The following is a 15,815-nucleotide window of genomic DNA, read 5'->3' as shown; positions in this document are numbered from 1 at the left end:
CTTTAGCAGCATCTCTGCCTCAACTTTGGTAGCAGCTACGCGTGTTGACTGAAAGCGTTCATGCCAATACTTTTCAGGCCCGGACGAGATCGACTCGGCCCGTTACCGCCCGATTGATTGCATGTTCATGACATGCATGTTGACAGCTTGTCAACTCCCTTGAGCCATACCCGTAGAAGACCCACCCTTTTCTCAACCCCGGGATGGAACGCAACACGTTCCAGGGCCGTGCGGGCGATCCCGCCCGCATCCCCCACAGCAGCGCGCCGCACCCGGGCGCGCTCCGCCAGGAGGAGGACCCCCTCGTAATGGCACAGCTGCGTAGCAAGAAGTTCCGCCTCGCCGCCCTCACCGGCGTGGCCGCCGCCGCCCTCGTGGGCGGGCTCACCGCGCTCCCGGCGCACGCCGCCCCCGTCACCGGCACGGTGCTCGCCGCCGGCTCCCCCACCGCGGTGAAGGGCAGTTACCTCGTCACCCTGAAGAACTCCGCGGGTTTCAAGGCCTCGTCGAGCACCGGCAAGGGCCTGATCAAGGAGTACGGCGGCACGGTGAAGAAGACGTTCGGCGCGGCACTGAACGGCTACACCGCGAACCTCTCGGCGGCCGAGGCCGCGAGACTCGCCGCCGACCCGGCGGTGGCCTCCGTGGAGCAGAACCAGACCGTCCGGCTGACCGACACCACGCAGTCCGACGCCCCCTGGGGCCTGGACCGCGTCGACCAGACCTCGCTCCCGCTGTCCGGCACCTACACCTACCCGGACAGCGCGGGCAGCGGCGTGACCGCGTACGTCATCGACACCGGCGTACGCATCACACACAGCGAGATCAGCGACCGCGCCTCCTACGGCTATGACGCGGTGGACGGCGACAACACGGCCGAGGACGGCAACGGCCACGGCACCCATGTGGCCACCACCATCGCGGGCTCCACCTACGGCGTGGCCAAGAAGGCGAAGATCGTCGCCGTGCGCGTGCTCGACAACAGCGGCTCGGGCACCACCGCCGGCGTCATCGCGGGCATCGACTGGGTGACCGCCAACCACAGCGGGCCCTCGGTCGCCAACCTGTCGCTCGGCGGCGGCGCCTCGTCCACGCTGGACACGGCCGTGCGCAACTCCATATCCAGCGGCGTCACCTACGCGGTCGCCGCGGGCAACAACGGGCTCAACGCCTCCTCGTACTCCCCCGCCCGGGTGAGCGAGGCGATCACGGTCGGCGCCACCACCAGCTCCGACGCCAAGGCCGGCTACTCCAACTACGGCTCGATACTCGACCTGTTCGCGCCCGGCTCCGCCATCACGGCGGGCTGGAACACCAGCGACACCGCCACCAACACCATCTCCGGCACGTCGATGGCCACCCCGCATGTCGCGGGTGCCGCGGCCGTCTATCTGGCGGGCCACACCTCGGCCACCCCGGCCCAGGTCGCCACCGCCCTGGTGAACGGCGCCACCTCCGGCACGCTCTCCAGCGTGGGCACCGGCTCGCCGAACAAGCTCCTGAAGATCGTGCCGTAACACCGGTACGCACCCCTCGAACCACCCGTTCCCCGGAGGCAGCCGGCGCCTCCGGGGAACGCGCGTTCCGGGGCCGGCCGGACGAGAGACCCGGCTCGGACAGCCGCATCCGGGTCGGCCCATCGGGCCGTCCCCGTTCCCGTCCCCGGCCCCGGCCACCCGGTCGCCCCGCCCGGTGCCCGGTGCCTTCAGGTCCGCGCCCGCGCGGAACGTGCCGCCCTCACCCCACAGCACCGCCACCCGCGCCTCCTCGCCGGCCTCGAACACCCCGAAGGCGGCGGCGAGTTCGGCCGCGGTCGGCCCGTCGACCGCGTTGCGGACCTCAAGCCGGGGACAGCACGACGGCGGTGATGTGTTCCCCGCGTTCCAGACGCACCGGCACGGACACCTCTCCTCCCTGGCAGGCCGGCCGAGCCGCACCCGGTAAGGAACACGGGGAAAAATCGGAGGATCGTTCGCATGTCCGACACTCCGGGCCCACTTCGGAAACCGGGTGCGCACCGGGCCCGCGTGCCGGATCATGGCGGCATGTCTGCAAACCCACACGACGCGCTGCCGATCCGGCTCAACGTCGACGACTCCGACTCGCCGTCCGACGTCGTCGACGCGCTGTTCCTCGGCCGCTTCGCCACGGGCGAGCAGCCGTACTCGCACGCCGTCAACATCGACCGGGTCCGCTCCGGAGCGACCCTGCTGCCGCGGGACGCCCGGGTGCTGCGCGTCGCCCGGGACGAGGACCGCAACGCCACTCTCGCCGAGGGCGACGGCTGGACCCTGCTGGTCTCACGCTGGAACCGGGGCGCCGATGTCACGGTGACCGCGACCACCGCGGAGCTGGCGAAGGAGATCCTGGAGCGGACCACGGACGGCGCGGCGGACGAGCCCGAACCGCAGCCGGAGAACGTGACGATGGGCTTTTGGTACGTGTCCCCGAGGCGCGGCCCGCACCGCACCACCCGCCAGATCTCGGCGGGCACCTGGGAGGAGGTGCGGCCCAACTACACGGCGCCGGTGGCGGAGGCCATGGACCGGCTGATGAAGACGACCCCCGAGGACATCTCGGGCCGGCTGCTGCTCCTCCACGGCCCGCCGGGCACCGGCAAGACCTCCGCGCTGCGCACGCTGGCCCGCTCCTGGCGCGACTGGTGCCAGGTCGACTGCGTGCTGGACCCGGAGCGGCTGTTCGGCGACGTCGGCTATCTGATGGACATCGCCATCGGCGAGGAGGACGCGACGGGCAAGGGCCGCTGGCGGCTGCTTCTGCTGGAGGACTGCGACGAGCTGATCCGCGGCGAGGCCAAGCACACGGCGGGCCAGGCGCTGTCGCGGCTGCTGAACCTGACCGACGGCCTGCTGGGCCAGGGCCGCAACGTGCTCGTCGGCGTCACCACCAACGAGGACCTGGAGCGGCTGCACCCCGCCGTGGTGCGTCCCGGCCGCTGTCTGGCCCGGATCGAGGTAGGCCCGCTGACCCGCGCGGAGGCGGTGTCCTGGCTGGGCACGGAGCAGGGCATCGGCCGCGACGGCGCGACGCTGGCCGAACTGTACGCACTGCGCCGCGGCACGACCCCGACCTCGGTACCGGGCGCCCGCGAGTCAACGGAAGCGGGCCTGTACCTCTGAGGCCACCGCCCGGGGACCGGGCCGGCCCGGTCCCCCACCACCAGGGCCGCAGCACACCGGCGCCCGGCCACCGCCCGAGCCGTGCGGGCGGCCGCTGGGGCGGGTTCGCGGTCGGGAGGGTGTTTTGATGGGGGTATGACCTTGTTCGTCGGTACGTCGGGGTGGCAGTACCGGGACTGGCGGGGCGTTCTGTACCCGGCCGACCGGCCGATGCGGGTGTGGCTGGAGGAGTACGCCGCGCGCTTCGCCACCGTGGAGATCAACAACGCGTTCTACCGGCTGCCGACGCGGGAGAACTTCGAGCGCTGGCGGGACCGCGTGCCCTCGGACTTCGTGGTCGCGGTGAAGGCCAGCCGCTATCTGACCCACATCAAACGGCTGCGCGACCCGCAGGAACCGGTGGGGCGGCTGATGGGCAGCGCGGCGGGTCTCGGCGACCGCCTCGGCCCGGTCCTGCTCCAGCTCCCGCCGACCCTGCGCGCCGACCCGTACCTCCTGGACGCGTGCCTGGCGTGCTTCCCCTCCGGCACCCGGGTCGCGGTCGAACCACGCCACGACTCGTGGTGGACCGCGCAGACCCGTGCGGTCCTGGAGCGCCGGGGTGCGGCGCTGTGCTGGGCCGACGTCCTCGCCCGCCCGGTCACCCCGTTGTGGCGCACCGCGAACTGGGGCTACGTCCGCTTCCACCAGGGCCGCGCCCGCCCCTGGCCGCGCTACGGCCGACGCTCCCTGGAGACCTGGACCGACCGCATCGCCACCACCTGGTCCGGCACGGAGGACGTCTACGCGTACTTCAACAACGACCCCGGTGGAGCCGCGGTGCAGGACGCGACGGCATTCGCCGCGGCGGCGGCCAGGGCCGGCCTGCCGGCCACCCGCACCCCGGCCCTGACGCGACACACGGCTGAGCCCCGGCACACCCCCGTGCATCCCGTCGGCGGGCCCCCGGGCCGCCCACCGGCTCCGCCTCACCCCGCCCCGTAGGCCGCACGCAGCGCGTCGCGTACCGCGGTCAGGGCCGCCGTCTCGTCCAGGCCGAGCCGGCGGGCCCGTTCCGCGTAGGTCTGTGCGGCGGTCGCGGCCTCGCGTGCCGCGGCCGAGCCGGCCGCCGCCACGAACGTCCCGTTGCGGCCCCGCGTCTCGATCACCCCGTCCGTCTCCAGCGCCCGGTACGCCTTGGCCACGGTGTTCGCCGCAAGCCCCAGCGACCCGGCCAGCCCGCGCACGGTCGGCAGCCGGTAGCCCACCGGCAGCACCCCGGACCGCGCCTGCTCCGAGATCTGGGCCCGCACCTGCTCGTACGGAGGTGCGCTGTCGTCGATGCGGATCTTCAAGGTCACACCGCGATTCTCCCGCACCCGCAGGAAAATGACGGGCACCCGGGTCCCGGTCCCCCGTAGCGTGCGACCCCATGACTGTGCTCGTGCGCGATCTGCGCCCCGACGCGCGTGCGGACCTGGACGGCTTCGTCCGGGTCCGGCACCGTGCCCTCCCGTTCATGCTGTTCACCCCGGAATCCGTCGCCCACGAGATCGCCCACGCCCACCCGGACGCCCATCTGCGCAGGCTCGTCGCCGAGGAGGACGGCGAGATCATCGGCACCGCCCAGGTGGGCATCGCCCATGACAGCCCGGAGCCGGGCCAGGGCTATGTCAACGTGTATGTCGACCCGGAGCGGACCCGGCGCGGCGCCGGCGGGCTGCTGGTACGCACCGCCGAGGAGCATCTGGCGGCCCGGGGCGCGCGCCGTCTGCTGACCTGGGTGCCGGACGGGCCGGGCAACCTCGCCTTCGCCGAACGGCACGGCTACCGGGCGGGCCGCTCCGCGCACTTTCTGCGGCTGGATCTGGCGCATGCGACGCTGCCCCCGTTGCAGGACCCGCCGCCGGGCGTCGAACTGCGCAAGGGCTCGGACTTCGCCGACGACCCGCGCCCGCTGTTCCGGCTGGACGCGGAGACGATGGCGGACGAGCCCAGCGACCTGGACACCGAGTTCACGGACTACGGGGCCTGGCTCGACGAGACCTGGCGGCACCCCCTGTTCAGCCCCGAGCTGACCTCGGTGGCGCTGGTCGACGGGCGCCCCGCCGCGTTCAGCGCGGCCCGCACGGACGGCGGCCACCGCTACGGCACCGTGATGACGGGCACCGCGCGCGCCTTCCGGGGGCGCGGTCTGGCCAAGCTCGCCAAGAACGACTCCCTGCACCGTGCCCGCGCCGCCGGGTTCACGGAGGCGTTCACCGGCAACGACACCGGGAACGGCCCGATGCTCGCGATCAACACCTGGTTCGGTTACCAGGTCTGTGCGACGGAGGTGCGCCATGTCCGCGAACTCGGCTGACACCGGTGCTCTGTTGGAGGTCGTCCTGGTCAAGGGCGGCCGTACGAAGATCCGTTACCCGGCCGAGCTGCTGCGGGACGACGGCACCCGGATCGTGGTGCGCGCTCCCTTCGCGGGCGGCACGGTCCGCGACTTCGGCTTCGTGCGCTTCGCACCGGGCGATGTCTTCACCGAGTACTACTGGCGGGACCGCTGGTACGCGGTGATGGAGGTCCGCGACCCGGCGGGCGTGCTCAAGGGCTGGTACTGCGACATCGCCAGGCCGGCCGTGCTGTCCGGCACACGGCTGGTCGTGGAAGACCTCGACCTGGACCTGTGGCGCTCCGCGGACGGCACGGACGTACGGCGGCTGGACGAGGACGAGTTCACGCAGAGCGGGCTGGCCCGCACGGACCCCGAGGCCGCTGCCGCCGCCGTGGCCGCGCTCGACGAGTTGGAGGCGCTGGCCCGTACGGAACGCTTCGAGGCGCTGCTGGCCTGACCCGCCGCCGGCCGGGATCACACCGTCGCCACCACCGCGTACCGCTCGTCCGTCACGGGGCCGCCCCACAGCGCGGGCTCGTGGGACAGCGGATCCACACGCACCTGGGAGGCGATCGGTTCCAGGAGTGCGGTCAGCCGGGCTGCGGGTATGCCGACCGGGGAGAGCGTCCCCCATACGCCCTCGACCAGCACGAGCCGTCCGCCCGGCCGCAGCAGCCCGCTCCAGTGCCGCAGCACGCGGGCGGGTCCGGGCAGCGTCCACAGCACGTGCCGGACGAGGACGGCGTCGAAGCGCCGCTCCCCCACCGGGGGCCCGGCCGCGTCACCGACCAGGAACACCGCGTCGCGCCCGGCCGTCTTGGCGCGGGCCAGGTCCACCATCGCCGGGGACAGGTCGACGCCGGTGACGCGGTGCCCCCGCTCGGCGGCGAGGAGCGCCAGGCTGCCGGTGCCGCAGCCGAGGTCGAGCACATCGGCGGGGCGCCCGGGCAGCCATCTGCCGAGTCTGGCGGCCCAGGCCGCGCGCACCCCCGGGTCGCGCAGCCCGTGGTCCGGCTCGTCGTCGAAGGTCGCGGCGGCGGCGTCCCAGTCGACGCCCGCCGCCGTCCCGCGGTCGCTCTCGTCCGTCATGCCCCCAGGGTGACACCCGCCACTGACAGTGCGGGCGTGACAGCCGCCACTGACAGACCACCGCCGATCAGTCACCCTCACCGCAAGGGCCCGCCGCCGCGGAAGCGCGGATTCCGGCAGGCGCCGAAGGAGGCAGCCATGCGGCGCGCGACCGTGCACAAGCCCCTGAAGAAGACGGACACCCGCCGGGTGGGCGAGGAAGCCGAGGAGCGCCCCGCGGGGCGCCGGGAGATCCGCGAGGACATCGCCCGCACCTGGTGGCCGGACGGCTGACCGCCCGGCGGCCCATGTCACTCCGGCCGCCTGCGGCGGTGCATACGGTCGCGGGGACCGTCCACACGCGTGTCATGGCGCGCACGTACCTACCTGAGCGCAGTCTGAGCACTCCCTTAAGCGGACCATAAGGATCTCCCGCGACCGCCTCCAGCAGGCGATTTCCCGGTTTCTTCGGGCTAGTTTCTGATCGCCCCCCGCGGGATCGACCCCACCCCCGAAGACCGGAGGAGTTCCCCCATGCCCGTACGCCGCCAGCCGCCCGCACGCCGTACGGCCGCGGCCGTCGCCGTCCTCGGCGCGGCACCGCTCGCCCTGACCGCGCTCACCGCCGCGCCGGCCGCCGCGCACGGCTCGATGGGCGACCCCGTCAGCCGGGTGGCGCAGTGCTACGCGGAGGGACCGGAGAGCCCCGACTCGGCGGCCTGCCGGGCGGCGGTCGCGGCCGGCGGCACCCAGGCGCTCTACGACTGGAACGGCGTCCGGATCGGCGACGCGGGCGGCCGGCACCAGGCGCTGATCCCGGACGGCAAGCTGTGCAGCGCGAACAACGACGAGTTCAAGGGGCTCGACCTGGCCCGCGCCGACTGGCCCGCGACAGGCGTGAGCAGCGGCTCGTACACCTTCAAGTACCGGGTGACCGCCCCGCACAAGGGCACGTTCGACGTCTACCTCACCAAGCCCGGCTACGACCCGGCCAAGCCGCTCGCCTGGGCCGACCTGGACCTGGCGCACCCGGTCGCGACGGTCACCGACCCGGTGGCCTCGGGCGGCTTCTACACGTTCTCCGGCACGCTCCCCGAGCGCTCCGGCCGGCAGCTGTTGTACGCGGTCTGGCAGCGCTCGGACAGCCCGGAGGCGTTCTACTCCTGCTCCGACGTCACCTTCGGCGGCAGCGGCGGGGGCGCGAACGGCGGTGGCAGCGGCGGGAGTACGGGTGACGGCGGCAGCGGCGAGGGCACGGGCGACGGTGAGGGCGGCTCGGGCACGGCCGCCCGTGGCGGCGGCGATGCCGGCACCCCCGCACCGAGCGCGTCCGCGCCGTCCGAGGAGCAGATCGCGGCCGGTGCCGACAAGTCGACGGTCGGGCACCACGGCCACGGCGACGACGACGCGAGCACATTGGCGGAGCCGGCGACGGCCGCGGCCGGCACCTCGGCCAACGAGCCGAAGGCCGCCGGTGCCTCGGCGAACCTGGCCGAGACCGGCGCGAACGGCGGCACGCCGTACCTGGCAGCCGGTGGCGCGGCGGTGCTGGCGCTGGGCGCCGCGGCGCTGTTCCTGTCGGTGCGGCGGCGCGCGGCGGGCGGCCGGCACGGCCGCTGAACGGATCTCCGGGGCCCGACCGGCGGCTCAGTCCGGTCGGGCCCCGGGCCCCGCCTCAGCCGAACGCCGACGCGCAGCTGGTGGGGGCGGCGTGCGCCGGGTCGAGGGCGTTGGCCACCTCGTGGAAGGCGACGCGGTCGAGCAGGCCGATCGCCAGGTGCTCGGAGAGATCCAGCGGGCACAGGTCCTGGAGCAGGACGTTGCGCACGTCTGAGCCGCTGAGGTACTGGGTGCGCCAGGGTGTGACCACCTCGTCGTACGTGGTGGCGATGACCGTGTAGCGGACTCCGGGGACGGTGTCGCCGCCCGTGTTGAGCCGGGTGAGGAAGTCGGAGCCGACGATCTGGTCGGCGAGGCCGGGGGTGGTGGCCTTGAGCAGGTCGGCGGCGCCGGGGAAGTACGGCAGCGGGTTGGTCAGACCGCTCAGGTCGGTGCCGGGGAAGTACGGCAGCGGGTTGGTCAGACCGCTCAGGTCGGTGCCGTGGTTGTCGGGGGCAAGGCCGACGAGGGCGTTCACCTTGCCGGCTCCGCCGAGGAACTTGAGGTAGTGGCGGGGCATCATGCCGCCCTGCGAGTGGCCGACGAGGTCGGCCTCGGCGGCGCCGGTCGCCGCGAGCAGCTTGTCGACGAAGGCGGAGAGCTGCGCTGCCGACCCGTCGATGGCGCCGAGGCCGTAGAAGACGGGGACACCGGGCAGTTGGCCGTAGCTCCGTGCTCTCCCGGCCGGGTCGGCCAGCCGCCGTAAGGCATCAGGCCGTCACCCGGGCGCGGCAGCATCGTGGTTGAGCACGCCGTTCCCCGCGCCCCTTCAGGGCGCCAACACGACACCGTGCTCTCCCGGCCGCGTCGGCCAGCCGCCATAAGACGTCACGCCGTCACCCGGGCGCGGCAGCATCGTGGTTGAGCACGCCGTTCCCCGCGCCCCTTCAGGGCGCCAACACGACACCGTGCTCTCCCGGCCGGGTCGGCCAGCCGCCGTAAGACATCAGGCCGTCACCCGGGCGCGGCAGCATCGTGGTTGAGCACGCCGTTCCCCGCGCCCCTTTGGGGGGTCTGTTCGGGGGTCAGGAGGCCAGGGTGGCGGGGAGGGCCGCTTGGGGGCCGAACTTCGCTCGTGCCCGGTCGGCCACCTCCTCGATGCGGCGGACCTTCTCGTCCACGGCGTCGAAGGTGAGCTGCCAGGAGGCCTGTTGGGCCGGGGTGAGTCCCTCCGCGCGCAGGACGAGCGCGCGGACCCGGGCGCGTTGCAGACCCAGGGCCTCGTACATGCCGTACGCGGTCCGCGTCAGGGCCGGCGAGTGCGCGGTCGGCTCCTTGAGGGTGCGGCTGCGGGTGGTCGCGAGGGGCGACCCCCCGTTCGAGCCGGTTCGAGAGCGGGGGAGGCCGGCGTAGCGCACGGTGAGGGTCAGGGTGCGGCAGACCTTCCCCAGGGTGCGCAGCCGTGCGCCCAGTTCACCGGCGGCCGAGAGCAGCGCACGGCGGTGCCGGTCGGGGTCCAGTTCGTCGAGGGGGAAGGGGCGTTCGGCCACGAGGGAGCGGGAGACCGCGTTCGGGACGACCCGGCCACGGTCGATGCCGTTCGCCTTCTCGTGCAGCTCGCGGCCCGCCTTCGCGCCGATCAGCCGCTGGAGCGTGCACAGCGGTGCGGCGGCCACCCGGCCCAGGGTGTCGAGTCCGTACCCGCACAGGGGCGGGCGGTGGCCGCGCCGACTCCGGGAAGCGCGCCGACGGGCCGGTCGGCGAGGAACTCCGCGGCGCCGTCCGGGCCTTCGGGGGCCGCCCGGGTCACCCCGGGCCGGGCGTCCCGCAGCGCCATACGAGCCAGCAGCGGGCCCGGCCCGGCGCCGATCGCGCAGTCGACGCCGTACAGCGCGAGGGCCCGGACCCGGATCACGGCCGCCAGGTCGACGGCGCTTCGGCCGAAGTACCGCTCGGCGCCCCGCAGATCGGCCAGCGCCCCGTCCGGCGGCAGCGCCTCGACGACCGGGGTGAACTCCTCCAGCAGCCCGAGCAGCCCCGGCAGGGCCGCCTCGTACATGGGAGGCGGCTGGAAACGTACGCAGAGGATGGTCATCCCGCACTCCCCGGACTCTGGTGCCACAACTTCCTTCCCCCCGCCGGGTCCTCGCCCGCGGGACGCAGATCGGCCCAGGGGTGCATCTCGTACCCCGTGGCTATGCGGATGGTCCGGCCCGGCATCGAAGGGGCCGCCTCCTCGCGCGGCGCGGGCTCCGCGAGCCGCGCCGCCACCTGGTCGAGCCCGCCCTCGGCGCGCAGTTCGACGAGTTCGGCGAGGTTCCAGGCGGCGGCGCCCACCACGCTGAGGCTGCGCGGGCCGCGCCGCTGCACCACCCCGCGCACCAGCAGCAGCCAGGAGTGGAAGACGGTGTGCGCGCAGGCGTCGTGGGAGTCGTCGAAGAAGGCGAGGTCGACCAGGCCCGTGCCGTCGTCCAGGGTGGTGAAGATGACGCGCTTGCCGGAGCGGATCGGCGGGGTCTGGGTGGCCGCCTTGGCGCCCGCGACCAGTACGGTCTCGCCGTGCGGCGTCTCCCGCAGCCGGCGCGCCGAGACCACGCCCAACTCCTCCAGGAACTCCCGGTGGTCGTCCATCAGATTGCGCGAGGCGTCCATGGACAGCACGCCCAGTTCGGCGCTGAGCCGTTCCGCCGGGGTGAGGTCGGGCAGTCCGGCGGAGGCGGTCTTCCGGCCGCCGGCCAGAGGGAGTTGGCCACCGCCGCCGCTGCGGGCACCGCGGTGCAGCTCGGCCAGATGGAGTTGCAGGTCCCGGCGGTTGGCGCCGAACGCGTCCAACGCGCCGACCTGGGCGAGCCGCCCGGCCAGCGGCCGGCTGGGCCGGGCCCGCTCCCAGAAGTCCAGCAGGGAGGCGTAGGGCTGTCCGTCCGCGATCCGGGCCGCCTCGGCCTCGCTGATGCCGTGCACGTCGCAGAGGGCGAGCCGCAGTCCCCAACGCCCGGGGGAACCGGGGGACTCAGCCGGTTCGGGCGCGGCCGGCCCTGATTCAGACACCAGTTCGATGCGATGGGTGACCGCGGACCGGTTCACGTCCAACGGCAGGATCGGCACCCCGCGCCGCCGCGCGTCCGCCAGCAGCAGCCGCTTCGGGTACATCCCGGGGTCATGGGTGAGCAGCCCGGCGTAGAAGGCGGCCGGGTGATGCGCCTTCAGCCACGCCGACTGGTACGTCGGTACGGCGAACGCCACCGCGTGCGCCTTGCAGAAGCCGTACGAGCCGAACGCCTCGACGATCTCCCAGGTCCGCCGGATCGTTTCCGCGTCGTATCCGCGCTCCGCCGCGTACCGGGCGAACCACACCCGGATCCGACCCTGTGTCTCCGGGTCGGACAGCCCGCGCCGCACCTGGTCCGCCACACCACGCCCGCAGCCGGTCAGGATGGCGACGATGTCGATGATCTGCTCGTGGAAGACGACGACCCCGTAGGTGTCGCGCAGCGGCTTCTCCAGGTCCGGGTGCGGGTAGCGGATCGGCGCCCGCCCGTGCCGCGCCTCGATGAACGGCCGGACCATGTCGGCGGCGACCGGGCCGGGCCGGAACAGCGATATGTCGACGACCAGGTCGTGGAAGCCGGCCGGCTGGAGCCGCCCCACCAGGTCCCGCTGGCCCGGCGACTCGATCTGGAAGCAGCCCAGCGTCTCGGTGGAGCGGATGAGTCGATAAGTCGCCGGATCGCCCTCCGCGACCGCGTCCAGATCGATCCGCTCCCCCGTCGCCCGCTGCACCTCGGCGACCGCGTGCGCCATCGCCGACTGCATCCGCACACCCAGCACATCGAGCTTGAGCAGCCCGAGGTCCTCCACGTCGTCCTTGTCGAACTGCGCCATCGGGAACCCCTCGCCGCTGGTCGGCACGACCGGCGTACGGGAGAGCAGGGAGGCGTCGGACAGCAGCACCCCGCACGGGTGCATGGCGATTCCGCGGGGCAGGGCGTCGAGCGACTCGACCAGGCCCCACAGCCGGTCGTACCGCTCGGCGTCCTGCCGGGACTCCCCGGCCAGCCGTCTCAGCTCGGGCAGTTCCGCCAGGGCCGCGCGGGCGTCGCGGGCGCGGATGTGCGGGAAGGACTTGGCGATGCGGTCGATGTCGGCCGGGTCCATGGACAGGGCCGCGCCCACGTCCCGGATCGCATGACGGACGCGGTACGTCTCCGGCATGGCGACGGTCGCCACCCGCTCGGTGCCGAACCGGTCGATGATCGCGCGGTAGACCTCCAGGCGGCGCGCGGACTCCACGTCGATGTCGATGTCGGGCAGCGCGACCCGCTCCTTCGACAGAAAGCGCTCCATCAGCAGCCCGTGCTCGACCGGGTCGGCGTGCGCGATGCCGAGCAGATGGTTGACGAGGGAGCCCGCGCCGGAGCCGCGCGCGGCGACCCGGATACCCATCTTCCGTACGTCGTCGACGACTTGGGCGACCGTCAGGAAGTAGGAGGCGAAGCCGTGGTGGGCGATGATGTCCAGTTCGTGGTGCATCCGCTCCCAGTAGGCGCGCCGGCCGGTGTAGCCGCGCTGCACCATCCCCGCCGCCGCCCGGGAGGCCAGGGCCCGCTGGGCGGTGCGGCGGCCGGCGCCGACGAGGTGCGGCTCGGGGAAGTGGACGCTGCCGATGCCGAGGTCGTCCTCGGGGTCGACCCGGCAGTCGGCGGCCGTGGCCCGTGTCTGCTCCAGCAGGCGGTGGGCGGTGTCACGGCGGTAGCCCGCGGCCGCCACGATCCGCTCGGCGACGCCCAGCATGGCGTCCGCGTCCTTCAACCAGGCCTCGCCGGAGTCCAGTTCCTTCGTCGGGTCGATCGGGACCAGCCGGCGGGCCGCGTCCAGGACGTCGGCGACCGGGCCCTGCCCGGGGTCGGCGTACCGGACGGCGTTGCTGAGCACCGGCCGGATCCGCTGTTCGGCGGCGAAGCCGACGGTGCGGGCGGCCAGCCGCAGGGAGCCGGGTCCGGTGCCCGTGCGGCCGTGCCAGACGACCTCCAGGCGCAGGGCGTCGCCGTAGATTTCGCGCCAGGGGCCGAGCAGCCGGGCGGCACGGTCCGGGCGGCCCGCGGCGAGGGCGCGGCCGACGTCGGAGCCGGGGCCGAGCAGGACGGTCAGGCCGTCGCCGTGGTTGTCCGACCAGGACAGCAGCGGGGCGCCCGCGGTCCGGTGTCTGCCCTGCCCGGACGGGGCCGGGCGCGTCGGGGAGTGGGCGGCGGTGACCAGTCGGCACAGATCGGCCCAGCCGCGGGCGCCGTCCCGGGCGAGGAAGGTCACCCGGGGTGCCGACTCGTCGATGAAGGCACCGCCGCGCACCGGCGTACGGCGGTGCGCACGCCGTACCACCTCCGGCTCGCCCACCGCCAACTCGACGCCGAACAACGGCCGGATGCCCGCCCCGGCGCAGGCCTTGGCGAAGCGGACCGCGCCGGCGAGGGTGTCGCGGTCGGTGAGGGCGAGGGCGTCCATGCCCCGCTCGGCGGCGCGCTCGGCCAGCCGCTCCGGGTGCGAGGCGCCGTAGCACAGGGAGAATCCGGAGACGGTGTGCAGATGCGTGAAACCCGGCACACGCACCTCCCGCACTCGTGAGCCCCGACCGGCTCTCGAACATCAGTTCCCTACTCCCCGCCTCCACCATACCCCCTTTCCCGAACATCTGTACGACACCCACTCGGGCGCCCCTCACCTGCGCAAACGCCGCCGACCCGGCCCGTTTTGCGGCGGATTGTCACCAGGGAGGCACTGGGCACCCACACCGACGGAACCGATCACACCAACCCCGGAGGAAGGCGCCTCCCCAGTCGGCCAGGCTTCCCGCGCGCCCCGCATCCCCCGCACCTCCACCGGAGCACCCACCCTCAGCCGGAGCCTCCTGCGCACCCCGTTCCACCGCCCCCTTCACGACCCGCGCCGCCCGGACCACCCCTGGCGCGGCTCGCGACGCCCGCCCTGCGTCACCACGCCCCGCGCGTCTTCGCCACCGGGGAGCACCACGACCACGCCCACCCCTTCCAGAACCCGCGACTCACCCCACAGCCCCCGAAGCACCACCCCACCGGACGACCAGGGCCCCGCCACCGCCGGGCGACCGGGACCCCGCCACCGCCGGGCAACCGGGGCCGCCACCCTCCAGAACGACCCAGGAACCGCCCCACCGGGCGACCGGGGCCGCCGCCCCGCCGGACGATCAGGGACCCGTCCCTCCGGACGGCCAAGGGCCCGTCCTGCCGGACAACCAGGAACCGCTCCTCGGGCGACCGGGGCGCCATCTCCCCGAACGCCCGGGGCTGGACGCGGAAGTCCCGCCCCTCGTGCGGGGGGCGGGACTTCGCGGACGGGGTGCGGCTCAGCCGATCGTGGCGCCGGTCGCCGAGAGCGCCTCCGTGACCGGCTGGAAGAAGGTCTCACCGCCGGAGGTGCAGTCGCCGCTGCCGCCGGAGGTGAGCCCGATCGCGTCGCTCCCGGAGAACAGCGAGCCGCCGCTGTCACCGGGCTCGGCGCACACATCGGTCTGGATGAGACCGCTGACCGTGCCCTCCTGGTAGTTCACGGTGGCGTCCAGGCCGGTCACCGTGCCGTCGTGCACCTGGGTGGTCGAGCCGCTGCGGGTCACGCTCATGCCCACGGTGGCCTCGGCCGCGCCGGTGATCTGCTGGGCGGATCCGTTGTAGAGGTCGACCTCGCTCGGGTGGTCGACGTCCGCGGTGTACTTCACCAGACCGTAGTCGTCGCCCGGGAAGTGGGACTGCTCGTTCTCGCCGATCGCGGTGCCGGACGAGTCCGACCAGCTGGAGATGGCCTCGGTGCAGTGCCCGGCGGTCAGGAAGTACGGCTGCCCGTCCTTGACCACGTTGAAGCCGAGCGAGCAGCGCCCGCCCGAGCCGGTGATGGCGTCGCCGCCCGCGATGAGGGGCTTGAACTCCCCTTTGGACCGCTGGAGTTCGGCGGTGCCACCGAGCCCGTCGACCACCTTGGCGAGCTTGGCCCAGGCGGCCTTCGAGACGGTACGGTCGGCGGTGACGACGACCTTGTTGCCGACCGGGTCGACCGCCCACGAGGTACCGGGCACGGTCGCGTCCCGCTTCAACGTCGCGCGGGCGCCGTCGAGTTCGGCGAGGGAGTTGGCGACGATTCTGGCCTTGGCGCCGGCCGCCTCGACGGCGCGGGCCGCGCTCGCGTCGAGCACGTTGACCACGAGGTGCTTCGCCTGCGCGTCGTAGTAGCTGCCCGCGCTGTCACCGCCGAGGTCGCGTACGAGCGTTGAGGCGAGCTTTCCGGCCGCGGGGGCCGACAGGACCTGGGGCGCGGCGGTTTCCGTTTGCGCGCTGGCGTTCGCAGTCTGGAAGGTGACACCCGCTGCGACCAGTGCGGCGATTCCCGCGCCCGTCACGACGGCCCGCCGCCTGGGTATGCGTCGGTGCTTCAACTCACGTCCTCCTGTGGGGGGACGGCCCGAGAAGGTAGTGGGGACCTCACGGGCCGGAAGGCTGGTTGACGGGCGCCTACTATTCCGATCCTCATAGGGAGCGCACAAGGTCGAGTTCAGGACGCGTATACGACGGCCGCGCACACCCCCCGCCGTTTTGACCGTGTACCGTCATTGCAGGAGATTC

The 15,815-nt window shown here is 73.5% G+C and carries 11 protein-coding genes and 3 pseudogenes; 7 read left to right on the top strand and 7 right to left on the bottom strand.

What is annotated here, in order from left to right:
* Positions 1-308 precede the first annotated feature (308 nt).
* Positions 309-1,517: a S8 family peptidase gene (locus ABT245_RS07290; protein ID WP_351730204.1), complete on the top strand. Its 1,209-nt coding sequence runs from the start codon at positions 309-311 to the stop codon at positions 1,515-1,517.
* Positions 1,518-1,596: 79 nt separating this feature from the next.
* Here the strand turns inward: ABT245_RS07290 and ABT245_RS07285 are convergent.
* A pseudogene (locus tag ABT245_RS07285) lies at positions 1,597-1,899 on the bottom strand (enoyl-CoA hydratase-related protein); the annotation flags it as partial.
* A gap of 146 nt (positions 1,900-2,045) precedes the next feature.
* On the opposite strand from ABT245_RS07285, the gene ABT245_RS07280 reads away from it, so the two are divergent.
* Both ABT245_RS07280 and ABT245_RS07275 read left to right on the top strand, forming a co-directional pair.
* Positions 2,046-3,140, top strand: coding sequence for a DUF5925 domain-containing protein (locus ABT245_RS07280; RefSeq protein ID WP_351729798.1), 1,095 nt, complete (start codon positions 2,046-2,048; stop codon positions 3,138-3,140).
* A 135-nt stretch (positions 3,141-3,275) separates the two neighbouring features.
* Complete coding sequence (locus ABT245_RS07275; RefSeq protein ID WP_351729795.1) at positions 3,276-4,124, top strand: DUF72 domain-containing protein; 849 nt, start codon at positions 3,276-3,278, stop codon at positions 4,122-4,124.
* Here the strand turns inward: ABT245_RS07275 and ABT245_RS07270 are convergent.
* The gene (locus ABT245_RS07270; RefSeq protein WP_351729792.1) at positions 4,109-4,480 is read right to left on the bottom strand and encodes a GntR family transcriptional regulator; all 372 of its coding nucleotides are present in this window, start codon (positions 4,478-4,480) and stop codon (positions 4,109-4,111) included. The genes ABT245_RS07275 and ABT245_RS07270 overlap by 16 nt on opposite strands.
* A gap of 71 nt (positions 4,481-4,551) precedes the next feature.
* Between ABT245_RS07270 and ABT245_RS07265 the strand changes: the two genes are divergently transcribed.
* Positions 4,552-5,481, top strand: coding sequence for a GNAT family N-acetyltransferase (locus ABT245_RS07265; protein WP_351729789.1), 930 nt, complete (start codon positions 4,552-4,554; stop codon positions 5,479-5,481).
* Positions 5,462-5,962: a ribonuclease FAU-1 family protein gene (locus ABT245_RS07260; protein WP_351729786.1), complete on the top strand. Its 501-nt coding sequence runs from the start codon at positions 5,462-5,464 to the stop codon at positions 5,960-5,962. The genes ABT245_RS07265 and ABT245_RS07260 overlap by 20 nt, the downstream gene beginning before the upstream one ends.
* A gap of 17 nt (positions 5,963-5,979) precedes the next feature.
* On the opposite strand, the gene ABT245_RS07255 is transcribed toward ABT245_RS07260, so the two are convergent.
* On the bottom strand, positions 5,980-6,594 hold the full coding sequence (locus ABT245_RS07255) for a class I SAM-dependent methyltransferase (protein WP_351729783.1): 615 nt from the start codon (positions 6,592-6,594) through the stop codon (positions 5,980-5,982).
* A 138-nt stretch (positions 6,595-6,732) separates the two neighbouring features.
* Between ABT245_RS07255 and ABT245_RS07250 the strand changes: the two genes are divergently transcribed.
* Both ABT245_RS07250 and ABT245_RS07245 read left to right on the top strand, forming a co-directional pair.
* Positions 6,733-6,867 carry a hypothetical protein gene (locus tag ABT245_RS07250; protein WP_351729780.1) on the top strand — a complete coding sequence of 45 codons (135 nt, stop codon included), beginning with the start codon at positions 6,733-6,735 and terminating at the stop codon, positions 6,865-6,867.
* Positions 6,868-7,107: 240 nt separating this feature from the next.
* A complete protein-coding gene (locus tag ABT245_RS07245; RefSeq protein WP_351729777.1) occupies positions 7,108-8,193 on the top strand; it encodes a lytic polysaccharide monooxygenase auxiliary activity family 9 protein in 1,086 nt (361 codons plus the stop codon).
* Between the two features lie 55 nt (positions 8,194-8,248).
* On the opposite strand, the pseudogene ABT245_RS07240 reads toward ABT245_RS07245, so the two are convergent.
* The 4 genes and pseudogenes from ABT245_RS07240 to ABT245_RS07225 form a co-directional block, all read right to left on the bottom strand.
* A pseudogene (locus ABT245_RS07240) lies at positions 8,249-8,899 on the bottom strand (lipase family alpha/beta hydrolase); the annotation flags it as partial.
* 358 nt (positions 8,900-9,257) lie between these two features.
* Positions 9,258-10,267 (bottom strand): annotated as a pseudogene (locus ABT245_RS07235) (DNA polymerase Y family protein).
* Complete coding sequence (locus tag ABT245_RS07230; protein WP_351729774.1) at positions 10,264-13,770, bottom strand: DNA polymerase III subunit alpha; 3,507 nt, start codon at positions 13,768-13,770, stop codon at positions 10,264-10,266. Before ABT245_RS07230 ends, ABT245_RS07235 begins: the two are co-directional and overlap by 4 nt.
* 778 nt (positions 13,771-14,548) lie before the next feature.
* Positions 14,549-15,628 (bottom strand): S1 family peptidase, encoded by a 1,080-nt coding sequence (locus ABT245_RS07225; protein WP_351729772.1) that lies wholly within the window; start codon positions 15,626-15,628, stop codon positions 14,549-14,551.
* Positions 15,629-15,815 lie beyond the last annotated feature (187 nt).

The organism is Streptomyces sp. NPDC001508 (assembly GCF_040298665.1).
In the GTDB taxonomy this organism is placed as follows: Bacteria; Actinomycetota; Actinomycetes; order Streptomycetales; family Streptomycetaceae; genus Streptomyces.
This window is presented reverse-complemented; position numbering and strand designations above follow the sequence as displayed.

Coding starts and splice junctions, on each gene's coding strand:
- ABT245_RS07290 (WP_351730204.1), top strand. CDS start 309: ATGGCACAGCTGCGTAGCAAGAAGTTCCGCCTCGCCGCCCTCACCGGC.
- ABT245_RS07280 (WP_351729798.1), top strand. CDS start 2,046: ATGTCTGCAAACCCACACGACGCGCTGCCGATCCGGCTCAACGTCGAC.
- ABT245_RS07275 (WP_351729795.1), top strand. CDS start 3,276: ATGACCTTGTTCGTCGGTACGTCGGGGTGGCAGTACCGGGACTGGCGG.
- ABT245_RS07265 (WP_351729789.1), top strand. CDS start 4,552: ATGACTGTGCTCGTGCGCGATCTGCGCCCCGACGCGCGTGCGGACCTG.
- ABT245_RS07260 (WP_351729786.1), top strand. CDS start 5,462: ATGTCCGCGAACTCGGCTGACACCGGTGCTCTGTTGGAGGTCGTCCTG.
- ABT245_RS07255 (WP_351729783.1), bottom strand. CDS start 6,594: ATGACGGACGAGAGCGACCGCGGGACGGCGGCGGGCGTCGACTGGGAC.
- ABT245_RS07250 (WP_351729780.1), top strand. CDS start 6,733: ATGCGGCGCGCGACCGTGCACAAGCCCCTGAAGAAGACGGACACCCGC.
- ABT245_RS07245 (WP_351729777.1), top strand. CDS start 7,108: ATGCCCGTACGCCGCCAGCCGCCCGCACGCCGTACGGCCGCGGCCGTC.